Annotated in this window: 16 protein-coding genes and 2 pseudogenes; 15 read left to right on the forward strand and 3 right to left on the reverse strand. The window is 44.0% G+C overall.

Going from position 1 to position 20673, the window contains the following annotated elements:
- Window positions 1–54: 54 nt before the first annotated feature.
- The 4 genes from dnaA to dnaN all read left to right on the forward strand — a co-directional run bounded on the left by dnaA (window position 55) and on the right by dnaN (window position 3279).
- The gene (dnaA, locus tag OSC7112_RS00010; RefSeq protein WP_015173988.1) at window positions 55–1428 is read left to right on the forward strand and encodes a chromosomal replication initiator protein DnaA; all 1374 of its coding nucleotides are present in this window, start codon (window positions 55–57) and stop codon (window positions 1426–1428) included.
- A 146-nt stretch (window positions 1429–1574) separates the two neighbouring features.
- The gene (locus OSC7112_RS39145) at window positions 1575–1721 is read left to right on the forward strand and encodes a hypothetical protein (protein ID WP_190274303.1); all 147 of its coding nucleotides are present in this window, start codon (window positions 1575–1577) and stop codon (window positions 1719–1721) included.
- Window positions 1718–1840 (forward strand): hypothetical protein, encoded by a 123-nt coding sequence (locus OSC7112_RS41530; RefSeq protein WP_263053568.1) that lies wholly within the window; start codon window positions 1718–1720, stop codon window positions 1838–1840. Before OSC7112_RS39145 ends, OSC7112_RS41530 begins: the two co-directional genes overlap by 4 nt.
- Before the next feature lie 299 nt (window positions 1841–2139).
- Window positions 2140–3279, forward strand: coding sequence for a DNA polymerase III subunit beta (gene dnaN / locus OSC7112_RS00015; protein WP_015173989.1), 1140 nt, complete (start codon window positions 2140–2142; stop codon window positions 3277–3279).
- Window positions 3280–3484: 205 nt separating this feature from the next.
- Here the strand turns inward: dnaN and OSC7112_RS00020 are convergent, their stop codons facing one another.
- Together OSC7112_RS00020 and OSC7112_RS41535 are read right to left on the reverse strand one after the other, a co-directional pair.
- Window positions 3485–4945, reverse strand: coding sequence for a sensor histidine kinase (locus OSC7112_RS00020; RefSeq protein WP_015173990.1), 1461 nt, complete (start codon window positions 4943–4945; stop codon window positions 3485–3487).
- Between the two features lie 452 nt (window positions 4946–5397).
- Window positions 5398–5523, reverse strand: a complete 126-nt coding sequence (locus OSC7112_RS41535; RefSeq protein WP_263053569.1) for a hypothetical protein — start codon at window positions 5521–5523, stop codon at window positions 5398–5400.
- Between the two features lie 562 nt (window positions 5524–6085).
- On the opposite strand from OSC7112_RS41535, the gene OSC7112_RS00025 reads away from it, so the two are divergent.
- From OSC7112_RS00025 to OSC7112_RS00075, 11 genes and pseudogenes are all read left to right on the forward strand, one after another.
- The gene (locus tag OSC7112_RS00025) at window positions 6086–7165 is read left to right on the forward strand and encodes a permease (RefSeq protein WP_015173991.1); all 1080 of its coding nucleotides are present in this window, start codon (window positions 6086–6088) and stop codon (window positions 7163–7165) included.
- A gap of 143 nt (window positions 7166–7308) precedes the next feature.
- Window positions 7309–8097, forward strand: coding sequence for a TIGR03943 family putative permease subunit (locus OSC7112_RS00030; RefSeq protein WP_015173992.1), 789 nt, complete (start codon window positions 7309–7311; stop codon window positions 8095–8097).
- 182 nt (window positions 8098–8279) lie between these two features.
- A complete protein-coding gene (locus OSC7112_RS00035) occupies window positions 8280–9656 on the forward strand; it encodes an oligosaccharide flippase family protein (protein WP_015173993.1) in 1377 nt (458 codons plus the stop codon).
- Window positions 9657–9890: 234 nt separating this feature from the next.
- Entirely contained in the window at window positions 9891–11456 is a 1566-nt protein-coding gene (locus OSC7112_RS00040) for a hypothetical protein (protein ID WP_015173994.1), read from the forward strand.
- Between the two features lie 61 nt (window positions 11457–11517).
- Window positions 11518–12084, forward strand: coding sequence for a hypothetical protein (locus OSC7112_RS00045; protein ID WP_015173995.1), 567 nt, complete (start codon window positions 11518–11520; stop codon window positions 12082–12084).
- Window positions 12085–12773: 689 nt separating this feature from the next.
- Complete coding sequence (locus OSC7112_RS00050; RefSeq protein WP_015173996.1) at window positions 12774–14129, forward strand: ATP-binding protein; 1356 nt, start codon at window positions 12774–12776, stop codon at window positions 14127–14129.
- Window positions 14130–14237: 108 nt separating this feature from the next.
- Complete coding sequence (locus tag OSC7112_RS00055; protein WP_015173997.1) at window positions 14238–15611, forward strand: sensor histidine kinase; 1374 nt, start codon at window positions 14238–14240, stop codon at window positions 15609–15611.
- 242 nt (window positions 15612–15853) lie between these two features.
- Window positions 15854–16723 (forward strand): hypothetical protein, encoded by an 870-nt coding sequence (locus OSC7112_RS00060; protein WP_150111460.1) that lies wholly within the window; start codon window positions 15854–15856, stop codon window positions 16721–16723.
- A gap of 420 nt (window positions 16724–17143) precedes the next feature.
- A pseudogene (locus OSC7112_RS00065) lies at window positions 17144–17872 on the forward strand (transposase); the annotation flags it as partial.
- Between the two features lie 113 nt (window positions 17873–17985).
- Window positions 17986–19098 carry an IS630 family transposase gene (locus OSC7112_RS00070; protein ID WP_015173999.1) on the forward strand — a complete coding sequence of 371 codons (1113 nt, stop codon included), beginning with the start codon at window positions 17986–17988 and terminating at the stop codon, window positions 19096–19098.
- Window positions 19099–19113: 15 nt separating this feature from the next.
- Window positions 19114–19780 (forward strand): annotated as a pseudogene (locus OSC7112_RS00075) (transposase); the annotation flags it as partial.
- Window positions 19781–19869: 89 nt separating this feature from the next.
- Here the strand turns inward: OSC7112_RS00075 and OSC7112_RS00080 are convergent.
- Complete coding sequence (locus OSC7112_RS00080; RefSeq protein WP_015174000.1) at window positions 19870–20667, reverse strand: ion transporter; 798 nt, start codon at window positions 20665–20667, stop codon at window positions 19870–19872.
- Between the last annotated feature and the right edge of the window lie 6 nt (window positions 20668–20673).

Here is a 20673-nt window from a genome sequence, read left to right on the forward strand (position 1 = left end):
AACTCTCTAGACTGTAGAATTAATATCTTGAATGCCGATCGGCAGAGGTGAGCAGTGGACATTCCCCTCGAAAGTCTGTGGAATCAGATACTTGAACGTCTCCAGGTACAACTGAGCAGACCTAGCTTTGAGACGTGGATCAAAACTGCCCGCGCCGAACAACTCGAAAATAACTGTTTGATTGTCAGCGCCCCCAACCCCTTTGCTCGCAATTGGTTGCAAAAATATTACGTCAAAACCATTGCCGATGCTGTCTACGAAATTCTCGGCTATCCCGTAGACATTTACTTGACAATTGCCGGGGGAAACGAAACAGCCGGCAGCAGCGACTCCACGATGGTTTGGCCCTCCCCAATCGCCGCCGATGTCCCCGAAAGCCACTCGCTTCACCCCCCCAAACCGGCCAATTTAAACCCAAAATACCTATTTTCCCGCTTTGTCGTCGGTTCCAACAACCGCATGGCTCACGCGGCCTCCCTCGCGGTAGCCGAGTCTCCGGGCCGAGAATTCAATCCCCTATTTTTGTGCGGTGGCGTCGGTTTGGGCAAAACTCATTTGATGCAGGCGATCGGTCATTATCGCTTGGAAATTGACCCCAACGCCAAGATTTTTTACGTTTCTACTGAGAAATTTACTAACGATTTAATCGCCGCCATTCGCAAAGACAGTATGCAAACTTTCCGCGACCATTATCGGGCTGCCGATGTTTTATTAATAGATGACATCCAATTTATTGAAGGGAAAGAATACACTCAAGAAGAATTTTTTCACACTTTTAATACTTTGCACGAATCCGGAAACCAAGTAGTTTTAGCTTCTGACCGTCCGCCACAGCAAATCCCCCGCCTGCAAGAGCGTTTGTGTTCCCGATTTTCGATGGGATTAATTGCCGACATTCAATTGCCAGACTTGGAAACTCGGATGGCAATTTTGCAGAAAAAAGCCGAGTATGAAAATATGCGGCTGCCGCGAGATGTGATTGAATACATTGCTTCTAGTTACACTTCCAACGTTCGGGAATTGGAAGGTGCTTTGATTCGGGCGGTAGCATATCTTTCAATTACTGGTTTGCCGATGACCGTGGAAAATATCGCCCCGGTTTTGAATCCGCAAACTGAAAGCATAGAGGCAACGCCAGATGCAGTAATTGCAGTTGTGGCTGAGGAGTTTGATGTTTCTGTTGAAGATTTGAAAGGAATTTCCCGCCGGCGAGAAATTAGTCTCGCACGTCAAATAGGGATGTATTTAATTCGGCAGCATACTGGTTTGAGTTTGCCGAAAGTTGGCGAAGTGTTCGGCGGCAAAGATCACACGACTGTGCTTTACAGTTGCGACAAAATTGCTCAGTTGCGGAACACTGACCCGAATTTGGCTCAAACTTTGCGTCAGTTGAGCGATCGAATTAATGTTGTCAGCCGCAAAGCTTGAGAACAAGTCAGTTGTCAGTTGTCAGTTGTCAGTTGTCAGTTGTCAGTTGTCAGTTGTCACACCAATGACTCAGTTGTCAGTTGTTAGTTGTCGGTTGTCAGTTGTCAGTTGTCAGTTGTCACACCAATGACTCAGTTGTCACACCAATGACTCAGTTGTCAGTTGTCAGTTGTCAGTTGTCATCACTCAACGCCGTCAACAGTCAACAGTCAACGCCGTCAACAATTCCCATTCCCAATTCCCAATGCCCCATAATAGACAATCTTGCCTGTGGAAAAACCTGTGGAAAATGAGCCCTCTGTTTGTGGAAAACTTTACTCGATCGCCCGAAACAGGTTTTGCACAAAAATGGGCGATCGACCGCACCAGCTTTTCCACAAGTTTTCCACAGGTATTTATTACCTATAAGTGACGCCCAGCAAGCAGTTAGCTTTTTTTTCCACAGTTTCCACAGGGCGATCGATACAAAAATAAATCAATAAATTACAAAAAACAGGCGATCCCTACACACCCTACACACCTAGTTCGCGACGCCCGCTAACCTCAGAAACCCGGTTTCTACGAAGATTTCTCGTTTTTACAGGCAAAATTTTGGCTAGAAACCCGGTTTCTAGCCCCATGCTTAAGCCCTACACACAGAAAAACAGACCCGCCGGCTTTCTGTGATACGATTTGTTTCTGTTTCAAATCCGGTTAATTAACCTTCCTACCATGAAATTGGTTTGCACCCAAAGTGACCTCAACGCCAACCTCTCGTTGGTAAGTCGGGCCGTTCCCTCCCGCCCGACACATCCGGTACTAGCCAACGTGCTCTTAGTAGCGGATGAGGAAAATCAGCGGGTTAGCTTGACAGCTTTCGATCTCAGTTTAGGCATTCGTACCAGCTTCGCAGCAGAAGTGACTGGCGGCGGCAGTTTTACCATACCCGCTAAATTGCTTAACGATATTGTTTCGAGACTCCCAGAAGGAGAGATTACTTTAGAAGACGAAGCGGGGGACACCGTAGCATATCTCACTTGCAGTTCTGGCAGCTACCAAGTTAGAGGCATGGGCCCGGAAGAATTCCCAGAATTGCCTGCAATCGAAGCCGGAACAATCCTCAAATTGCCGCCGGAAGCCTTGATAGAAGGACTCAAAGGAACTTTATTTGCTACTAGCCCCGACGAGGCAAAACAGGTACTTGCAGGCGTGCATTTAAAGGTATTGCAAGATTGCCTGGAATTTGCAGCTACAGACGGCCACAGATTGGCAGTAGTTCAAACTGCCAATGAAAAAGCTGAAGGCGAAGAAACCCAAGAAGAATTTGAGGTGACAGTCCCCGCTAAAGCATTGCGGGAAGTAGAAAGAATGCTGGTGATGCGGCAGTGGACTGAACCTGTCACCCTGCATTTTGAACAAGGTCAAGTAGTGTTTGAATGGGCCGACCAGCGGCTGACCACCCGCACTTTGGAAGGGCAATATCCCGCATACCGGCAGTTGATTCCGCCCTCCTTTGAGCGGCAAATTACCTTAGAAAGGCGATCGTTCTTAGCCGCAGTAGAAAGAATAGCCGTTTTTGCAGACCAAAAAAATAATATTCTCAAATGCAGCATCGACGAGGAAAATCAGGAAATCACTTTGTCAGTAGATGCTAAAGATGTCGGCTGCGGTAAAGAGTCAATGCCCGCACAGATTTCGGGAGATAGCATAGATATTGCTTTCAACGTGAAATACTTAATAGACATTTTGAAAACTGCTCAATCCCCCGAAATTCAACTGCAATTAAACGGTGCTCTTGCTCCTGTAATTTTTCAGCCTTTGGGCGGAGTCAATGCTACATTCTTGGTGATGCCAGTTCAGCTAAGGGCTTAAAAAGAGTCAGTAGTCAGTAGTCATCAATCAACAGTCAAGAATCACCGATGCTGCAACCGAAATAGCTCTAATTCATCTGCGTTAATCGGTGTTAATCTGCTCTCATCTGCGGTTAAAAAAAGATAATTTATGAACCGCCCCGGACAAGGGATTGACGCTGATTCACGCAGATAAAGAGAAGAGAGATTTGATATGACTTATTCCTTCAAATCAATGGCAACAAAATTTCAAATTCAGTACCTGTACCGGGCGTAGAATGCAAATTTAACTTGCCTTTATGCTTTTCCGTAACAATTTGATAGGTAATTGCCAATCCCAAACCGGTACCTTTCCCCGCAGGTTTAGTGGTGAAAAATGTCTCAAAAATCCGCCGCTGAATTTCTGGCGGAATTCCCGGCCCGTTATCGGCAATTCGGATGGCTATCCAAGCGTTATTTTGATTTTTTTCCGCTGCTTCTGGGCAGAAGTCGCCCTTTTGGCTGGCGGATGATAGCTGTTTTGCATTTTGTCGTAGCTTGCGGGGCGGGACGCCATCGCCCCTAACATAATTTTGAATTAATTCCGAATTCACGCAGTCTCCGTCAGAACTGTCTATTACCTCGGTTTCAATAGTAATCGCAGGCATAAAATCTTTTTCTGCTTTTACCTCTTCCAAAGCGTCGATCGCATTGCTGATGATATTCATAAATACCTGGCTCAACTGACCAGAGTAACACTTAACCAAAGGCAAATCCCCATAGTTTTTAACTACTTTAAACCCGTACTTCAGACGGTTTTTCATAATTAGCAGCGTACTGTCAATACATTCGTGGATGTTAGCTTGTTTCAAGTGGGTTTCGTCCATGTGAGAAAAGGTGTGCAGGCTGGTGACGAGTTCGGTCAGCCTCTGCGATGAAACTTTCATACTTTTGAGAATTTCCACCCAATCGTCTTGCAAGAAATCAAATTCTATGTGTTTTTTGAGTTGGTCAATTTTTTCGCTGTCACTCACAATGTGTTCGTAAGCAGACAGCAACTCCATGATGTCTTTCGAGTAGTTGGACAAAAAGCCGAGATTTCCGCTGATGCAGGTGACGGGATTTCTAATTTCGTGGGCGACTCCAGCTACCATCTGTCCCAAACTCGCTAGTTTTTCGGTTTGAATTAGTTGAGATTGAGTTTGCTGCCTCAGCAATTTTGTTGCTAGTTCGTGAATGTTGGATTGGGCTACTAACAGTTCGTGCACGTCTAGCAAACTATAAGTTTGAGGCGACACTTGAACTACAATCGGTTCGTAAAGCAGTTCTTTCGATCGCAACAGCGACTTCCTGGCTGCATCCACGATTAAAGTATTGCTGGGAAAAATTAAACTCTCAGTTTCGGCAAAGCGGTACAAAGCCCTCACTGGTCGCTTTAAAAATAATTCTCGCCCAAAAGGACGGCTGATAAATTCTAAAAATCTCCGCCGGGAAATCATACCGGCAAATTCACCTTGATGGGTCACAATGACTCCCGGTAACAGCGGATTAGCTTCTAACATCTGAGAAATTCGCATTCCCCAATCCGTAGCTTCTACCTGAAAATCGTAAAGCGACAATTGTTGGAGAGTAGAGTCTAAACAAAGTTCTCCGATGGAAGCCTGGGACATTGCTTGGGCTGGTCTTTCTACGCAGGAGGTATTTAGCATAAATTCATCATCACGCTTTTTTGGGGTTCTATTTGCCAGCAGACATTCAGCTACCAAAGGTCAGCGGGTAAGTTGCTGAGTGCTTTGACCGGCATCCCCCTGGCAAGCTGCATTTTAAATTACACAAAAAACTGATTGTAGTAACTAAAATTTTACCACTTAAAGAATGGGGCAAGATTAAGGATCGCCGAGATAAATGCGCCCTGGTAATTATACCTGACTTTATTTTATACTGACTTGAGCGGTATTAACGCTTGGTTCGACTATTTAACTATTTATTAACCTTAAGTTATCGTCTTAACCTTTTGTTAATAATTATTCTACTGAGAAATATAATTAGTTGACAATAGAGAAAAATCGGAATTGCCCGATCGCCCACGACGCTATGCACCCCGTCAGCAGACAAGTTAAAAGCAGAAATTCGGGGGGTCGCTTTCCTGAGTTTTAGCTCGCTAAGCGCGATGGCTGGGAACCCTCGCCCGTGCTAAGGCATTTGAGCCCATGTCATCCCATATCCCCGATCCGGTACTCGCAACCCCCGTAACGGTCAGCCAGCGGCACACCTGCCAGTGCGTCATAGGTTTGTAGTGAGGACTAAAGTCATCGCTACAAACCTATTTTGTAGCGATCGTTATATAAAAAATTTAGCCTCGCCCGCAATCTGCAAAATCTGCTTTGGCATTTGTTCTAGAATCAATTATTGTTAACCGAAAAATCCCTCAAATCGGCTACGGTTGTCAGAGTCAATCGATTTGAGATTTGAGATTTGAGATTTGAGATTTGAGATTAAAGAATTAAAGCATTGACCCCACGGACCGAGTCGGGGGGGAAGTTTCATCGGATACAGGTTTTTTATTTCTGGACGGATGAATGCGGGGGCTTGTATCCTGGATACTTTCGGTCAATTATTGATTGGCAGTACGAGGCGAACATGAATAAAAATTCAGTCAAATTCAAACAAGTTTAACCAGTTCAAATACTTCAAGGGATCGGCATTAATTAAATGAGAATATCTAAAAAATTAAGAAAAAAAATAAAAAAAATTAACTGGCTCTTAACTTAGTGCTATGCTTTGGTATGATCTACACGGAGTTCTACCAAAGACGTATAACTAAATAGCAATCTACCAGTAGGTGATCGATGCAACCCGGCCTAACGAATCAGTTAAACAATGCTTTTACCCTTTTTCTCAGCTTGTTAGTAGAGGCAATACCTTTTCTGCTGCTCGGAGTTTTATTTTCAGGTTTGCTGCTGGGATTTGTAGACGAACGCAAACTCGTATCGCGCATCCCGCGAAACCCGCTGCTGGGGGCTTTGATGGGCAGTTCGATCGGCTTTTTGTTTCCCGTGTGCGAGTGCGGTAACGTGCCCGTAGCCCGCAGGTTACTGATGCAGGGAGTACCCGCACCAGCCGCGATCGGCTTTTTGCTTGCGGCCCCCACCATCAATCCCGTGGTAATTTGGGCTACTTGGACGGCATTTCGGGATCAGCCAGAAATTGTAGTTTTGCGGGTGGTATTTTCTCTGTCTATAGCCACAATTATCGGCTGGGTGTTCAGCGCCCAAAAAGACTTGCGGCCTCTGCTGCAACCCTCTGTAGCCCGCGCAATCCCCCTGCCAAAACCAGAGTTTTCCGACAAAGAACTCGTCCAAGCTAACACTCCGCTGCTGTTGCAGTCGGGAACATTTATGCTAGGTCAGCCGGGGGGGGCGGTGCCGATCGAATCTTTGCTAAAAGACGACTGGAAGCCATTACAAACAGGCAAAACAGAAAAAACCTCGAAAGGTTCATCCATGTTCCACCGCGTTTCTAAAGAGCGTTTGCGCCTGCTTTTAGATACTATGGTACAGGAGTTGCGCGAATTGGGAGGAGTGTTGGTAATCGGAAGTGCGATCGCAGCCATCATTCAAGTTGGCGCACCCCGCGAACTAATTCTCAACCTCGGTCAAGGCCCGGTTTCCTCGATCCTCGCCATGCTGCTATTAGCCGCTGTCGTATCGATTTGTTCTACAGTAGATGCCTTTTTTGCCCTGTCTTTTGCTTCCACATTTACCAGCGGTTCGCTGTTAGCATTTCTCGTTTTCGGCCCGATGATTGACCTCAAAGGTATCGGTTTAATGCTGTCAATTTTTAAAAGTCGAGCCGTAGTTTACTTAATTGTCTTGGCAGCTCAGTTAACCTTTTTAATGACCCTCGCTGTCAACTTGCATTTAGGTTAATAAATTAGCTCAAACAGAGAAGTAATACGATTTTCGCTTGGCGATTTTCAATTACCTTGCTCCCCGACACGGAAGTCACGGATATACGGATAGGCTTTTTTTCTTGTCCTTCTTCCCTCTTCCTTCGCAATCACTCTTAAAAAATGAATCTTAAAAAAATTAGCCCCTGGCTGGACGCCCTAGCTATTTTAGCCTGGGGAATACTGCTTCTTAAATATTGGATCACCGGCAAGTTAAGCATTCTCATTCACCCCAATTACTTTGGCTTGACTTTAGCAGGAGGTATCGGCTTAATGGTGATTGGCGGGTTAAAAACTTGGGAACTCGTAAAACTCGATCGCACCACAAAGCAATCGCGGACATCACCAGCAAATAACTCTCTCAGAATTACAGAAGTTGAACACGTTACTTTGTTTCCCCCCAGTATCGGCAGCACCTTAATGTTGAGCGTCGCATTAATAGGTTTACTAACAACGCCACGCACATTTACCAGCCAGACAGCATTAGAACGAGGCCTCACCGAATCCCTGCCCATCACCAGACTGCAACCCCAAGAATTTCGCAATACTACAAAACCAGAAAAGCGATCGCTCGTCGAATGGGTGCGACTGTTAAATTTCAACCCCGAACCGGATACATACAGAGGTCAAAAAGTCAAAGTTCAAGGATTTGTAATTCATCCCCCGAACCTAGGAGAACAATATATGTGGATCGGGCGTTTTATCATTACCTGCTGCGCGGCAGACGCCTATCCGATCGGGTTGCCAGTAAAATTAGCGATCGGTCAAAGTCGCACCACCTTTGCCCCAGACAGTTGGCTAGAAATAGAAGGAGAAACGATCGTAGAAGAACTCCAAGGCAAGCGCAAATTAATCATTCAAGCCTCCTCCCTCAAACAAATTCCTGAACCAAAAAACCCTTATGATTATTAGATAGGGAGTAAGTATGAGATTAAATTTTATCTTGATTGCGAGATGGACACTCCAGACGCCTCCTCCGTATACAAATTAAGATACTGTACAGTCAGGTATAAAAGTGGTAGCAGCATCCTATAGCAGTTGCCAATAGCAAATTCAGCAACTACACTCGTAATGACGAAATAAATTCTGAGTATATGTCATCCAAAAAAAAATTAGCTATCAAAGGTGCAGCCTGGACGATCGCCAGCTATGGAAGCAGTCAAATTATCCGATTTGGCAGCAACTTAATCCTGACGCGTCTGCTTTTGCCCGAACTATTTGGTCTGGTAGGTCTAGCTTACGTTTTTATAACAGGGATCAACTTATTTACAGACATAGGTTTGGGCCCAAGTATTATCCAGAACAAACGGGGGGAAGATCCTCAATTTCTCAACACCGCTTGGACACTGCAAGTTATTCGCAGCTTTTTGATTTGGATTGGTTTACTTATAATTACCCAGCCCGTTGCGAGTTTTTATGGAGAGCCCCGTCTCCTGTGGTTGATTCCCGTAATAGGTATAAATTCCCTAATAGGAGGGTTTAAATCCACTGCCACTGCCAGCCTAGAACGCAAAATGTCAGTGAAGAAAGTAGTAATTTTTGAGTTGGTCATACAGATTGTTTCTACTACAGTGATGATTGTCTGGGCATGGTTCGATCGCAGCATCGGGGCGATCGTTGCAGGCGGCTTTACTTCAGCTTTAATCGAGGTAGTATGGAGCCATTTTTTGATTCCCGGCAAGTCAAACCGCTTTGCTTGGGATAAAGAAGCAGCTAAAGAAATATTTTCTTATGGGAAATGGATATTTTTGTCTACGGCTTTGTTTTTCTTGTGTTCTCAAGCCGATCGACTCATCCTTGGGAAAATCTTTACTTTAACAATGTTGGGGATTTATGGCATCGCTTTTACTCTCGGCGATATGCCGCGCCAGGTCATCATGGCCCTTAGCGGCAGGGTGATTTTTCCCTCGATTTCTATGCTGGCAGAGTTGCCGCGGGAGGAGTTGCGCGCGAAGATACTTAACAACCGCCAGCTAATTCTAATACCGTTAGCCGTAGGTTTAGCAATTTTTGTGAGCTTCGGAGATCAGTTAATTTTAACACTGTACAGAAAAGAGTATGCGGCGGCATCTTGGATGATGCCTATCTTGGCTTTAGGTATTTGGCACACCACCATCTCGAGTATGATGGGTGGTTGTCTGTTAGCCGTAGGAAAGTCTCAGTACCCAGCTATGGCCAATCTGCTGACTTTGGTGAATCTATGTATAAGTATACCGCTGGGATACCACTTAAAAGGTAATTTAGGTGCCGTGATTGCTGTAGCTCTCGGCGACCTTCCTACCTATGCAGTAATTAACTACGGTTTGTGGAAAGAAGGACTAACTTGTTTTTGGCAGGATATGCAATTCACAGCACTGTTTGTAGGGGTGCTGGCAAGTCTACTTTGGTGTAGAGTCGCTTTTGGTTTGGGTCTGCCGATCGATAAAATATCACCGATGGATTTAATCCCCATCAATCAACTGTTTCAGTAAACAAACCTGTTGAAACTGCAGCGTGTCCCACCTAATTAAGATATTAAGTTTCATTCAGTCCTGGAGGCACCACAAGTTTCAAAAACTAGGTTTGTTACGGAAAATAACTCGTTGCAGCCATTTACTGTGGTAAAAAAATGGCTGGGTGAGTGTTAGGAATGGGCCCATAAGTGTAAAAATTAAGAGGGAAAATTTGGGAGTGAATTTTCAGCAGAAAGTAGGAGAGAAAGATTTGTGAGTATTTTTAAGAAAAAAATTAATCCTTCACGCTTCGCTATTGGGCCATTCAAACAGCCGATCGACCGCACGGCCATCTTCCTCATGCTAGTGCTGAGCGTCTTAATCGGACTGCTGCTGCTGAGCGGCGATCGCACAGCACCCAGAGTGCGAGAATTTACCTGGGAAAACAAACAAATCGGCGCCGAAGATACTGGCTTTATCCTCACATTCTTTCGACCGATGAACCACTCCACCGTCGAGGAAAACTTAAAGCTAGAACCCCCCCTCCCCGGTAAATTTAGCTGGGCGGGAAGACGCATGGCTTACACCCTCCAAGATCCAGCACCCTACGGCGTTACCTACACAGTCAAACTCGCCGGAGCAACCGACAAGTATTTCGGAGAAAACAACCAAAATAAAGGAACGCCAATGCAACCGTTTAGCAGTTCCTTTCGCAGCCGCGATCGAGCTTTTGCTTACATCGGCGTCCAAGGCGAAACAGAAAGCAGATTAATGCTAGTCAATCTCACCAGCAGCGACTCGAAACCCATACCGCTGACTCCCAAAGATTTAGTCGTTACCGATTTTAAACCGTATGCTGAGAGCGATCGCATTTTATTCTCCGCCACAGATCGATCGATCGCCCGTACTCGCGGCACCCTAAATCAAGAACTATTCACAGTCACCACCGGCCTCAACCCCCAATCGGGTTCAGGAACTAAACAAAAATACCCAGTCGGTAGAATCGACAAAATATTAGACTCCAAAGATTACCAAAACCTCAAATTCGACCTCTCAGCCGATGGAAAAATCATAGTTGTCCAGCGCGTCAACCGCAGCAATCCCGGCGATTTCAGTCCTTGGATTGTGGAAGAAAAAGTGGCGCCCCGACGCTTGGAAAATGAACAAGGCGGAGATTTTATGATTCGCCCCGACAGCAAATCGATGGTAATATCTCAAAAACAAGGATTAGCGATCGTCCCCCTCAAACCGGAAGCAGACCCAGTAGAATTTTTGCCAAAATACGAACAAGTATTGGGCATGGCCCGCGACAACTCCGCCGCCGCCTATGTTAAATACAACAGCGACTTTACTCGATCGCTTTTCATCTTAGATAACCAAGGTGTAGAACAAGAAATATTGCGTATTCCCGGCAGCATTATGGCCGTTTATTTCGACCCCCGCAAAAACCAAGACAACCAAGTTCAGCGTCTCTACTGTTTCTTAGCCCAACGCCTCAAAACAGAAAGCTACAAAGAACAGCCTTTCATCGCCACCATCGACCTCAAAAAAGAGGGTACTCGTTTGGTAGGAACCATCAAACCGCTGCTGATTTTGCCCAACCAATTAGATACCCAAATCAGTTTATCTCCCGACGGGCTGGCATTAATTTTCGACCAATCAGTCACAGCAGCAACTCCCTCAGTAGCAGACAGTCCCCGCAACGATAGCGGACAGTCGATCGCCACCAGCCGCCTCTGGCTGCTACCCTTAGTAGAAATACCTGCAGACGGTTCTCCCGCAAAACTACAGCCAGAGGAACTTCCCTTTGCCGGCTACCACCCCCGCTGGCTACCCTAACTCAATTTGAGATTTGAGAGCGCAGTGCTGACTAATCTAAAATCTAAAATCTAAAATCATCATGACTCCCGAAGAAATTAGCAATAGCCTCAAAGACTTATTTGGTGACACTGTTGAGATGCCTGCCGCCACTTCTTGGCAAGTAGAGACCCCCAATTTTCGCCTGTTAGTCCTCCTTTCAGAAGACGGGAGTTGGCTGCGGATTTTGCTGCCGATCGCCGATGCCCAGGAAGCTCAACCATTTCTCGATCGACTCCTAGAAGCTAACTTTGACACCACCCTGGAAACTCGCTACGCCTTACATCAAAACATTTTGTGGGGAGTATTTCAGCACAGTTGTGCCACACTCGCGGCCGCCGATTTCTCAGCCGCCGTTGCCAGACTGCTGGCTTTGCAAGAGCGAGGTTTGTCCGACTTTTTCGGCGGTTTGATAGAAAGCCGCATCCGTCAAATCATCAAAGCTGCGAAGATGCAGGGACAGTCTGTGGAAACTACCCTTCAGACTTTAGACCGTTTCTACGCAGAGGGATTGATGGGTGAAATGGAACTAGGGCGAGAGTCTCGCGAAAACACTCTCGCGGCTTGGCGGTATCAGCTAGAACGCCTCTGGCCGGAGGTGGAACCCTAAGACGATTGCAGATTGCAGATTGCAGATTGCAGATTGCAAAAAACTGATGACTATCGAGGTTCGGAACTTGCCTAAAGTTGCATTTCTTTTGAGGGGTATAGCAACCGCGGCCGACTGTTGGGATGTTCTTAATTCCACAAACCGTTGCGGAAGATTGCTTGTTCCTTCTCTCCTGAATAACTAAAGCCTTCCATCCGTTACATTCGGTTACATCCGAAGAAAGAGAATCCGTTGCCGAACTTCCTTTGGTCTGGGCCCCAGTCTTGACAGTTGGAGCCTGCCAGCCCCTTGGACGATGGCCGATCCGGGCCCTCGAACCCTCAAAGGATCGCCGTATATTCACCGATCAGCCGCTCGCGGTTCTCCAATTCCCTTCTATCACTGGAAAAATGGTATAAATTATCACCATAATTAGTTATAAATATTAAAAATTTGCGGAAAACACGCGATCGCAGGTATATCATGGTAAAAAGTTTACAGCAGAGATCCGTAAGTTCCACAAAAGCTTCGATCGTTTAATATTAACTTAGAAACAAAATCTTTAGCAGACAATGCTACTGCGATCGGGTTTTCCCATCGGGCGCTGTTGTAATTTGACAAATTAGCAACTACCCGCTACCAATTACCCGTTACCAATTAATAGCAACTTAAGTTATCCATCAATACAACATTTAACAGGGGTTTCATCTATGTTTGCTGTGCGTGAGACTAGCTCGGAGTTATCAGTGTTGCATATACCTGAATTTTGTACTTGGAACATCTCCTTAGAATCAACTCTCCTAGACCTGCCACTCTCCAACTGCCAAATTGAATTAACTCAACAGGCAAAAGAAGTAGCCCAGGCTTTTGAAGAAAATTCCATGCTTCCCGGCGTCATTTTGACAAATGGGGGTAATTTTGTCGGCATCATATCCAGGCGTCTATTTTTTGAAAAAGTTAACTGCCGCTACGGAGTAGAAATGTTTTTCAAGCGACCAATAGAGGTGCTGTACAAGTTTGCCAAGCCAGAAGAACTCGTACTTCCCGCCAGTAAATTAATAGTAGAAGCCGCCCAGGAATGTCTTTACAGATCGGCAGAATTAATTTACGAACCAGTAGTAGTAGAAATAGCCCCCCAGACCTACAAGCTGTTAGACGTACACCAATTAATGGTCGCTCAATCAAGAATTCACGAATTAACAAATAAATTACTCCACAAACAAACCCAAGCCAAACTCATCCAAACAGAAAAAATGGCTAGTTTGGGGAGGATTGTAGCAGAAGTAGCCCACGAAATCAGAAATCCGCTGAACTGCATTTGGGGAAATTTAACTTTTCTGCTGTCCTATTTTGAACACTTGCTTCAGCTCATGTCGATTTATGAAGAAGAATATTCCGCACCGTGTCCCCGAATTGATGCCTTTAAAAAAGAAATTGAATTTGATTTTTTACAAGAAGATTTGCCGATCACCTTAGAAGGGATGGAGTTGGGAGCCTCGCAATTGCTAAAAATAGTTAACGGGCTGCACCACTTCTCTCACATGGACGAGACAAAACCAGTGGAGACAGATATTCACGAATGCGTAGAGATGACGCTGTTAATTTTGAAAAACCGCTTTAAAAACAGCATAGAAGTAGTTAAAAATTACGGCGAACTGCCGCTAGTTAGCGGCTACTCCGGTCAGTTGAGTCAGGTGTTTTTGAATTTGTTAGTTAATGCTCTAGACGCCCTGACAGAGTATGCAGCCGATCGAGAAATACAGGCCCAGTGCGGGGACAACTGGCAGCCCCAAATCGAAATTACCACTAAAGTTATAGAAACCGAACACGGCAAGCGGGCCGCAATTTGCATTGCCGATAACGGGCCCGGCATTCCCCCAGAAAATCACCAGCAGATATTTGACACCTTTTTTACCACTAAACCAGCAGGCAAAGGCACCGGTATGGGGCTGGCTATCTGCAATCAAATCGTCACAGAAAAGCACGGCGGCCAATTGAGAATGCGATCCCAACCAGGTAAGAATACTGAATTTGAAATTCTCCTGCCTATAGTTGGCACAACATGATTAAGTTAAGAATATTCTCGGTTGTTCGCTCCTGCGGTGAAATGATAGGGTAGCTTAGTAGTAGGTTCTCATTTCACTTTCCCAGCATTTCGGCAACTAAAAGTTCCAGTGGCAAATAAATTCAGTTCCAAACTCATTGGCCCTTCACTCTCCGAAGGCAGCCATCAAGACCTTTCGCTAGAGTCTACCCTCTGGGATTTGCCCCTGTATGACTTTCAGGTTAAATCGAGCTGCTTGGCCGTGGCAGTTGCCGAAATGTTTGAACAGCATCCCCTAGTGCCGGGAGTCGTCTTGATGGAAGCAGGAGAGTTTGCGGGCATGATATCCCGCAGGCAACTGCTGGAATATTTGCTCAAACCCCAAGGCCCCGAGCTATTTTTGCACCTGCCGCTAAAAGTTCTCTACAGTTACGCTCGCGTCGAAATATTATTGGTTGCAGAGAGTACAACCATTTTGGCAGCAGCCCCACAAGCTCTGCGTCGATCGCCCGAATTGCAGTCAGAACCAATCGTCGTCCAAATAGACTCCCAATCTTACCGCCTCTTAGACCCTCACGCGCTAAACATCGCCTACTGGCAAATTCGCGGCATCGAAACTCAAGTCCGCTACGAAAGAGCCCAAACTCAAATGATTCAAAGCGAAAAAATGGCTAGTTTAGGGCGTTTAGTCAACGGAGTCGCCCACGAAATTTTAGATCCGGTAGGCTTTATCTGGGGGAATTTAACCTACGTCAGCGACTACAGCAAAAACTTGATGGAATTGCTCTCAGTTTACGACGCATACTGTACCAACCCCCCGCCGGAAATAGCACGGCTCAAAGAAGAGATCGACTATGACTTTTTGCAAAACGATTTCCTCCGAACTGTTGCCAGCATCAAATCAGGAGCAGAACGTTTGAGCAAGTTGGCAACCAGCTTGCAAAACTTCTGCCACATCGACGATATTTATCCCAAACCCACCGACTTGCACGCCAACATAGACAGCATACTTTTGCTGCTCAAAAGTCGTTTGACCAGGGAAATCCAAGTAGTGAAAAACTACGGCTACCTGCCACCAGTCCCATGCTATGCAGGACAGCTAAACCAAGTATTTATGAATATATTGACCAATGCTATTCATACATTAATTAACGAAGCAGTCGGTCAAGAATTGGCGAAAGAGTTCAAAGGTGGAGGACTCAGAGACGCCGATCGCCAGCCTAAAATTGAAATCACAACTCAAGTCTGCTGCCCCGAACCTGCGCCGGATTTAGACAAACTTCATGTTCGCTGGGTTTCGATTTGCATATCAGATAACGGGCCAGGAATGTCACCTAGCAAGTACAAAAAAATCATAGAATCATTCTCTACTGAAAAACGCGCCCTCAAAGAAACCAGTTTAGCAGTTAGCTATCAAATTGTGACGGGCAAACACGGCGGTGCGTTCAGAATGCGATCGGAGTTGGGAATTGGCACCGAGTTTGAAATTTTGTTGCCCTTATGATCCCGCAGTGCGAGCGCCCAGATGCCTGGATTCAGGTGCGATCGAGCAGATATTTATATTGAGCGTAAAGCACAGACAACCATCTGTCTATTTCAATAGCTTGCTGCTATAGCTAAATACTATTTGTAAGTCTATACTAAGATCAGCTAAGACTAGCTGTGACTGTTGCTGGTCTATGACCTAGGAAAAACAGCAATTGCCGATCGAATAGCGTTGCGGTAGCCAATGATTAAGGTGAAGTAATGAATCAATCTATTTTTAACAATCTTACCTTCTGCACTTTCAGTACCAGTCAGATTATGGTGCGCGAAGTGCTTGAAGACTGGCTATCTTTTCTGGGGGGGCGGCCAAAACAAGTAATTTTCGCTGTGTCGCCTGCTGATAAACCGCCCCCGATTTATCAGGAACTTTTGGCTGAAGGGCTGATTGACGAGCTCGTGTATGTAGACTTGCGCGGGAGATCGGTGGGCGAGACAGATGCAGAGGGTATACGCGTGGCGATCGAGGCGGCTAAAACAGATTGGGTTTTACTCGCTAAACTCGATACTCTGCCCTATCGCAAGGGTCACGAGAATTGGCTGGATGAGGTAATGCAAACAGTTCAAAAATACAACTGCTTTGGGTTTACAGGTTCTTTTCCTTCGCCAGATATGCAGTCGCTAGAGCCTGGTTACTCAAAAACTCAGAAGTTCAGCAACAATTTTTCAATTTTCCGAGGGACTGAATGGATAGAGGTAATTGATAGCTATGTGGGTAAAAATTTCGACGGTGCTGTAGCAAAAAATGCTCTGTACACTAAAGAAAGTCTTCGATTTGCTAATGAGGCCGCGATCGAGAGTTTTTTGGAAAAGAATCAGCGATATATGTTAGTTCGTTGGGAAACGCCGGAATGGACTGTTTTTCATGTTAATGTATGGGGAGAGCAACTGCGACAGATTCGCGATCGCTACCTCGCCAGAAAAGACATTAGTTCATTCCTAAATACTGGTAGACCCCAACTGATTGGCTTTCACCCTTGGGATCTGTATTACGGCTATCCCAAACCGCCACTGCTCGAGCGTTTCAAAATCTTTGTGGGACGATGGCGCCGGATAATCTTCAGAAACCAGTAAAGGGAAGGCGACTCGTTTAATTAGCACTAGCCAAATTCCACAGCCACAAAATCACTGGAATATTGATACCACGTGGGGTGTTTTTTGGCGAGTGCAAAGTGAGTTAGCAATTTTTTCTACAGTCTTCTCCTAGTTGATATTTTTTTTATCTACCTTCAGTAATTACGCAAAAGTAACGTATTTTTATCGCCAAGCGTTAGTCGTGCAGCAATCTCAAAATCTTGCTACATCCTGATAATGCGTAATTCCTGTACCTTTCTAAAATCGGAGGTAAAACATTAATTAGGGCTTGCTGAATAAGCCTAAAACCCTTACCTCAAAAGACTTTGACTCGCGTTCGGCGTTGACAACGTGTAAGACTATGAGCTAAAATTAGTCAAAAGCCATGCACAGCAGCACTTTCGTTCATGTACCGAAAAGTTGACTAGGGCCCCAACCCCACCTTCCAACTTTGACCTTCACGGACAGGGGCAATTATCAGAGAATAATCGTTGGGTAATCATGGCAAAAATAATTCCGTGGTCAGAATTTGAAGATGAATATGCCGAAAATTTTACAGTATCTACAGGAGCGCCTGCCAAATCATTTAGGATGGCATTGGGGGCATTAATAATTAAAGAAAGGCTAGGAACCAGCGACAAAGAAACGCTAGAACAAATAAGAGAAAACCCATACCTACAATACTTTATAGGCATGACAACCTATAGTGATGCCGCACCATTTGATTCATCCATGTTCGTTCATTTTAGGGAGAGAATAGGTGTCAACCTAGTCAATAAAATCAAGGAAAAAATGGTCAAAGAGCAGACCGAAGTGCTAGGAGTTCTCGTCGAAAAAGAGTCATCAGAAATAAGTGGACCCAAAAATCAAGGAAAATTAATATTAGATGCCACCTGTACGCCAGCCGACATTAAATATCCGACAGACTTAGGACTATTAAATCAAGCAAGAGAACATACTGAAAAAATCATAGATGCTCTGCACAATCAAATTAAGTCACCCGTAAAAAAAAACCGAGGACATATCGAAACCGAGCCTGGAAAGAATACCTAACCATAGCCGGCACAGCGAAAGCCACGACGAAAAGAAAGAAGAAAAGCAATTAAAAAACAACTGCAATACATCCAAAGAAATTTGACGAATATAGAGGGAATGGGTGAGCTAAAGTTACTGCTACATCTCATTATAAAATGCTGTTAAGCTGTTGTGCATTTAAAACGCATATTGGTATAATATAACATAATGATATTCAGAAAAAGTGAATGCCTGCTAAAAACTTTCTAAGTTCCGAAACAAAGGAAAATCTTCAACAAGTATTAAAAGAGCATGAGCATCCAGATATTCGGCAAAGAGCCTTAATTTTTTTGTTACTAAATAACGGAAATACACAAGCTCAAACTGCTGAACTAATTGGATGTTCTCTAAGAAAAGTTGCTTATTGGAGTATTCATGGTGATCCTGAGAATTTAGACAGTTTTAAAGATGATAGGATGAAGGGTAACTACCGAAAAGCCACAGAAGAATACATTGATTTACTTCTAGAGACAATTGAAGTAGAACCTGAGAAATATGGCTATGAATTCGGGAGATGGACAACAGCTAGACTTGCCATATATTTAGGAAAAAAGACAGGAATTGAACTGAGTAGCACTCAAGTAAGGAGGATTTTAAAGTCAAAAAAGTATGTTTACCTTTGGGCAAAATATAGCTTAGAGGATAAACAAGATACCGTAGAGAGGGGTTTATTTAAAGATAAATTAGCTGAATATCTAAAAATAGAAAAAGAATCTCCTAACCTTTTACAGGTATGGTTTTGGGACGAGAGTGGATTTAGTTTAAGAGTAATCAGAAGGAAGAACTGGTGTAAAAAAGGGACTCGAAGTAAAAAAAGAGGAGAGCGACGAAAAGGTCGTATTAATGTCATGGGTGGAGTGAGATATTCAGATAAAAAAAGATGGGTAGATTTTATTCCATCTGGGAATTCTGCTAATTTTTATGCAGTGCTAAAAAATTTTTATGAAGATTTAAAAGCCGAGTGGATATTGCAAGGAAATTTAGCCGAAGACTTTAAAGATAAGGGCTGTAAGTTTGTGATAATTTTGGACAACGCTAGTTTTCATAAAAAAGCCGAGACTTTGCAGAAAATAGCGTCAGAAATGCCGAATCTAATCATAGAGTTTTTGCCCAAATATAGCCCTGACTATAACCTAGTTGAATTAGTATGGCATTCTGCCAAGGAATATGTTGCTAATAGATTATTTGAATCCATTGAAAAACTAGAATCACTGTTACATAAACTTTTAAACGAAGGAGGACTAATTATGAAATGGAACCGAAAAATAAAAAATAAAGGTAACTTGGTTAATGCTGTTTAGATGTCGAACAGCTTAGTAGTGGCAGAAGTCTACCGTCAACAGTTGTCAATGTATGAAAAGAAAGAACATAGTATTCCCGACAGTTGGGGTAAGTTTTAAGCAACCACATATCCGCCCCATCGTCAGAGGGAAAGCCGGGAAATCCGTTGAATTTGGGGCAAAACTGTCAGCCAGTTGTCGAAATGGGTACGTATTTTTAGACCGAATTAGTTGGGATAACTTCAACGAATCAGGAGACCTTAAAAGACAAGTAGAAGCATTTAAACAATTCACCGGATTTTACCCTGAATCAATTCATGTATATCGGATATATCGAACACAAGAAAATAGAGCTTGGTGCAAAGAACTCGGCATAAGAATGAGCGGTGTCCGTCTAGGAATACCTCCCAAAAATCTGAGCAAATCACTGAAAAAACAAGCTCAATCAGACGAGAGAATTCGTAACTTAATTGAAGGGAAATTTGGAGAAGCTAAAAGAAGATTTAGCCTCGGTAGAGTGATGGCTAAACTTGATAATACTTCTGAAACAAGCATCGCAATAACTTTTCTGGTGATGAATCTTTCTGCCCTGCTACGGCAGGCTTTTTGGCTTTTTTTCGGTCTATTTCATAACAAAAACCTTTTTTCATGTTTTTTGGCTTCAATCATTGGTAAAAGCTATGTTTCGCCATCACACAATTGACAAAACTTATATTGCCGAGGAGAACTCGAATTCACTCATCTCTCTAAATGCTGTTTTCTAACTTTTTCAGCAAGCCCTAATTATGCAACTTAGATATCTAACTGACTGCCGCACATTTTACAAAATCTAGCATTAGTATCGTGTACAGACAAACCGCAACCTTTACAAACAGCTTCTACTTGATTAGCACTTTTAACTAAGTGTTTAATCAAATCCCCCAATTGCCAAGGAATCAAAGCAATTCCCGTCAAGATCATCAAAATAGTCAGAAAACGGCCGGATTCCGAAATCGGAGTAACATCGCCAAATCCCACGGTGGTCATCGTGACAACCGAGAAATAAACAGCATCCAAAAAAGTTCCAAAACTTTCGGGATTTGCCGGATGTTCGACTTGATAAATCAAACCAGAATAAACAAAAATTATTGCCAGCAAAGTAAACAAAATCCGAGCAAAAATCGCCCCATCTTCGCTGCTGATGCGAAAAATAGAAATTTTCAATTCCAGAAAGCGGATGAGTCGGAGAATTCTAAACCAGCGAAAAATTCGGATAAAACTAACGTTGACAAATCCCAGCAAAAATGGTAATATTGCCAGCAAATCAATAATTGAAAAAAAACTAAAAATAAATTTTACTCGATTTTCGGCACACCACAGCCGCAATAAATACTCAAACACAAAAACAACTAAAAGCGCTGTATCGAGAGTTTGCAAATTAATTCTAACAGTTTCCGAAATCGGGTAAGTTTCGGCGATGAAGCTGGTCGAAGAGAGGAGAATTAGTCCGGTAAGAGTTAAATTTACGGTTCGGCCAATAGGAGTTTCGATATCTTCGAGATAAAATCCAATTTGCGATCGGGTTAACATAGATGAGAGAATTAATACCATTTATGA

This window comes from Oscillatoria nigro-viridis PCC 7112, assembly GCF_000317475.1.
GTDB lineage: Bacteria > Cyanobacteriota > Cyanobacteriia > Cyanobacteriales > Microcoleaceae > Microcoleus > Microcoleus nigroviridis.

Excerpts from the sequence above, each read along its gene's own strand:
- OSC7112_RS41535 (WP_263053569.1), bottom strand. The coding sequence starts at position 5,523 with ATGACGCACTGGCAGGTGTGCCGCTGGCTGACCGTTACGGGGGTTGCG.
- OSC7112_RS00060 (WP_150111460.1), top strand. The coding sequence starts at position 15,854 with ATGAATCAATCTATTTTTAACAATCTTACCTTCTGCACTTTCAGTACC.
- OSC7112_RS00020 (WP_015173990.1), bottom strand. The coding sequence starts at position 4,945 with ATGCTAAATACCTCCTGCGTAGAAAGACCAGCCCAAGCAATGTCCCAG.
- OSC7112_RS00070 (WP_015173999.1), top strand. The coding sequence starts at position 17,986 with ATGCCTGCTAAAAACTTTCTAAGTTCCGAAACAAAGGAAAATCTTCAA.
- OSC7112_RS41530 (WP_263053568.1), top strand. The coding sequence starts at position 1,718 with ATGAGCCCTCTGTTTGTGGAAAACTTTACTCGATCGCCCGAAACAGGT.
- OSC7112_RS00035 (WP_015173993.1), top strand. The coding sequence starts at position 8,280 with ATGTCATCCAAAAAAAAATTAGCTATCAAAGGTGCAGCCTGGACGATC.
- OSC7112_RS00030 (WP_015173992.1), top strand. The coding sequence starts at position 7,309 with ATGAATCTTAAAAAAATTAGCCCCTGGCTGGACGCCCTAGCTATTTTA.
- OSC7112_RS00080 (WP_015174000.1), bottom strand. The coding sequence starts at position 20,667 with ATGGTATTAATTCTCTCATCTATGTTAACCCGATCGCAAATTGGATTT.
- OSC7112_RS39145 (WP_190274303.1), top strand. The coding sequence starts at position 1,575 with ATGACTCAGTTGTCAGTTGTCAGTTGTCAGTTGTCATCACTCAACGCC.
- OSC7112_RS00025 (WP_015173991.1), top strand. The coding sequence starts at position 6,086 with ATGCAACCCGGCCTAACGAATCAGTTAAACAATGCTTTTACCCTTTTT.
- OSC7112_RS00050 (WP_015173996.1), top strand. The coding sequence starts at position 12,774 with ATGTTTGCTGTGCGTGAGACTAGCTCGGAGTTATCAGTGTTGCATATA.
- dnaN (WP_015173989.1), top strand. The coding sequence starts at position 2,140 with ATGAAATTGGTTTGCACCCAAAGTGACCTCAACGCCAACCTCTCGTTG.
- OSC7112_RS00045 (WP_015173995.1), top strand. The coding sequence starts at position 11,518 with ATGACTCCCGAAGAAATTAGCAATAGCCTCAAAGACTTATTTGGTGAC.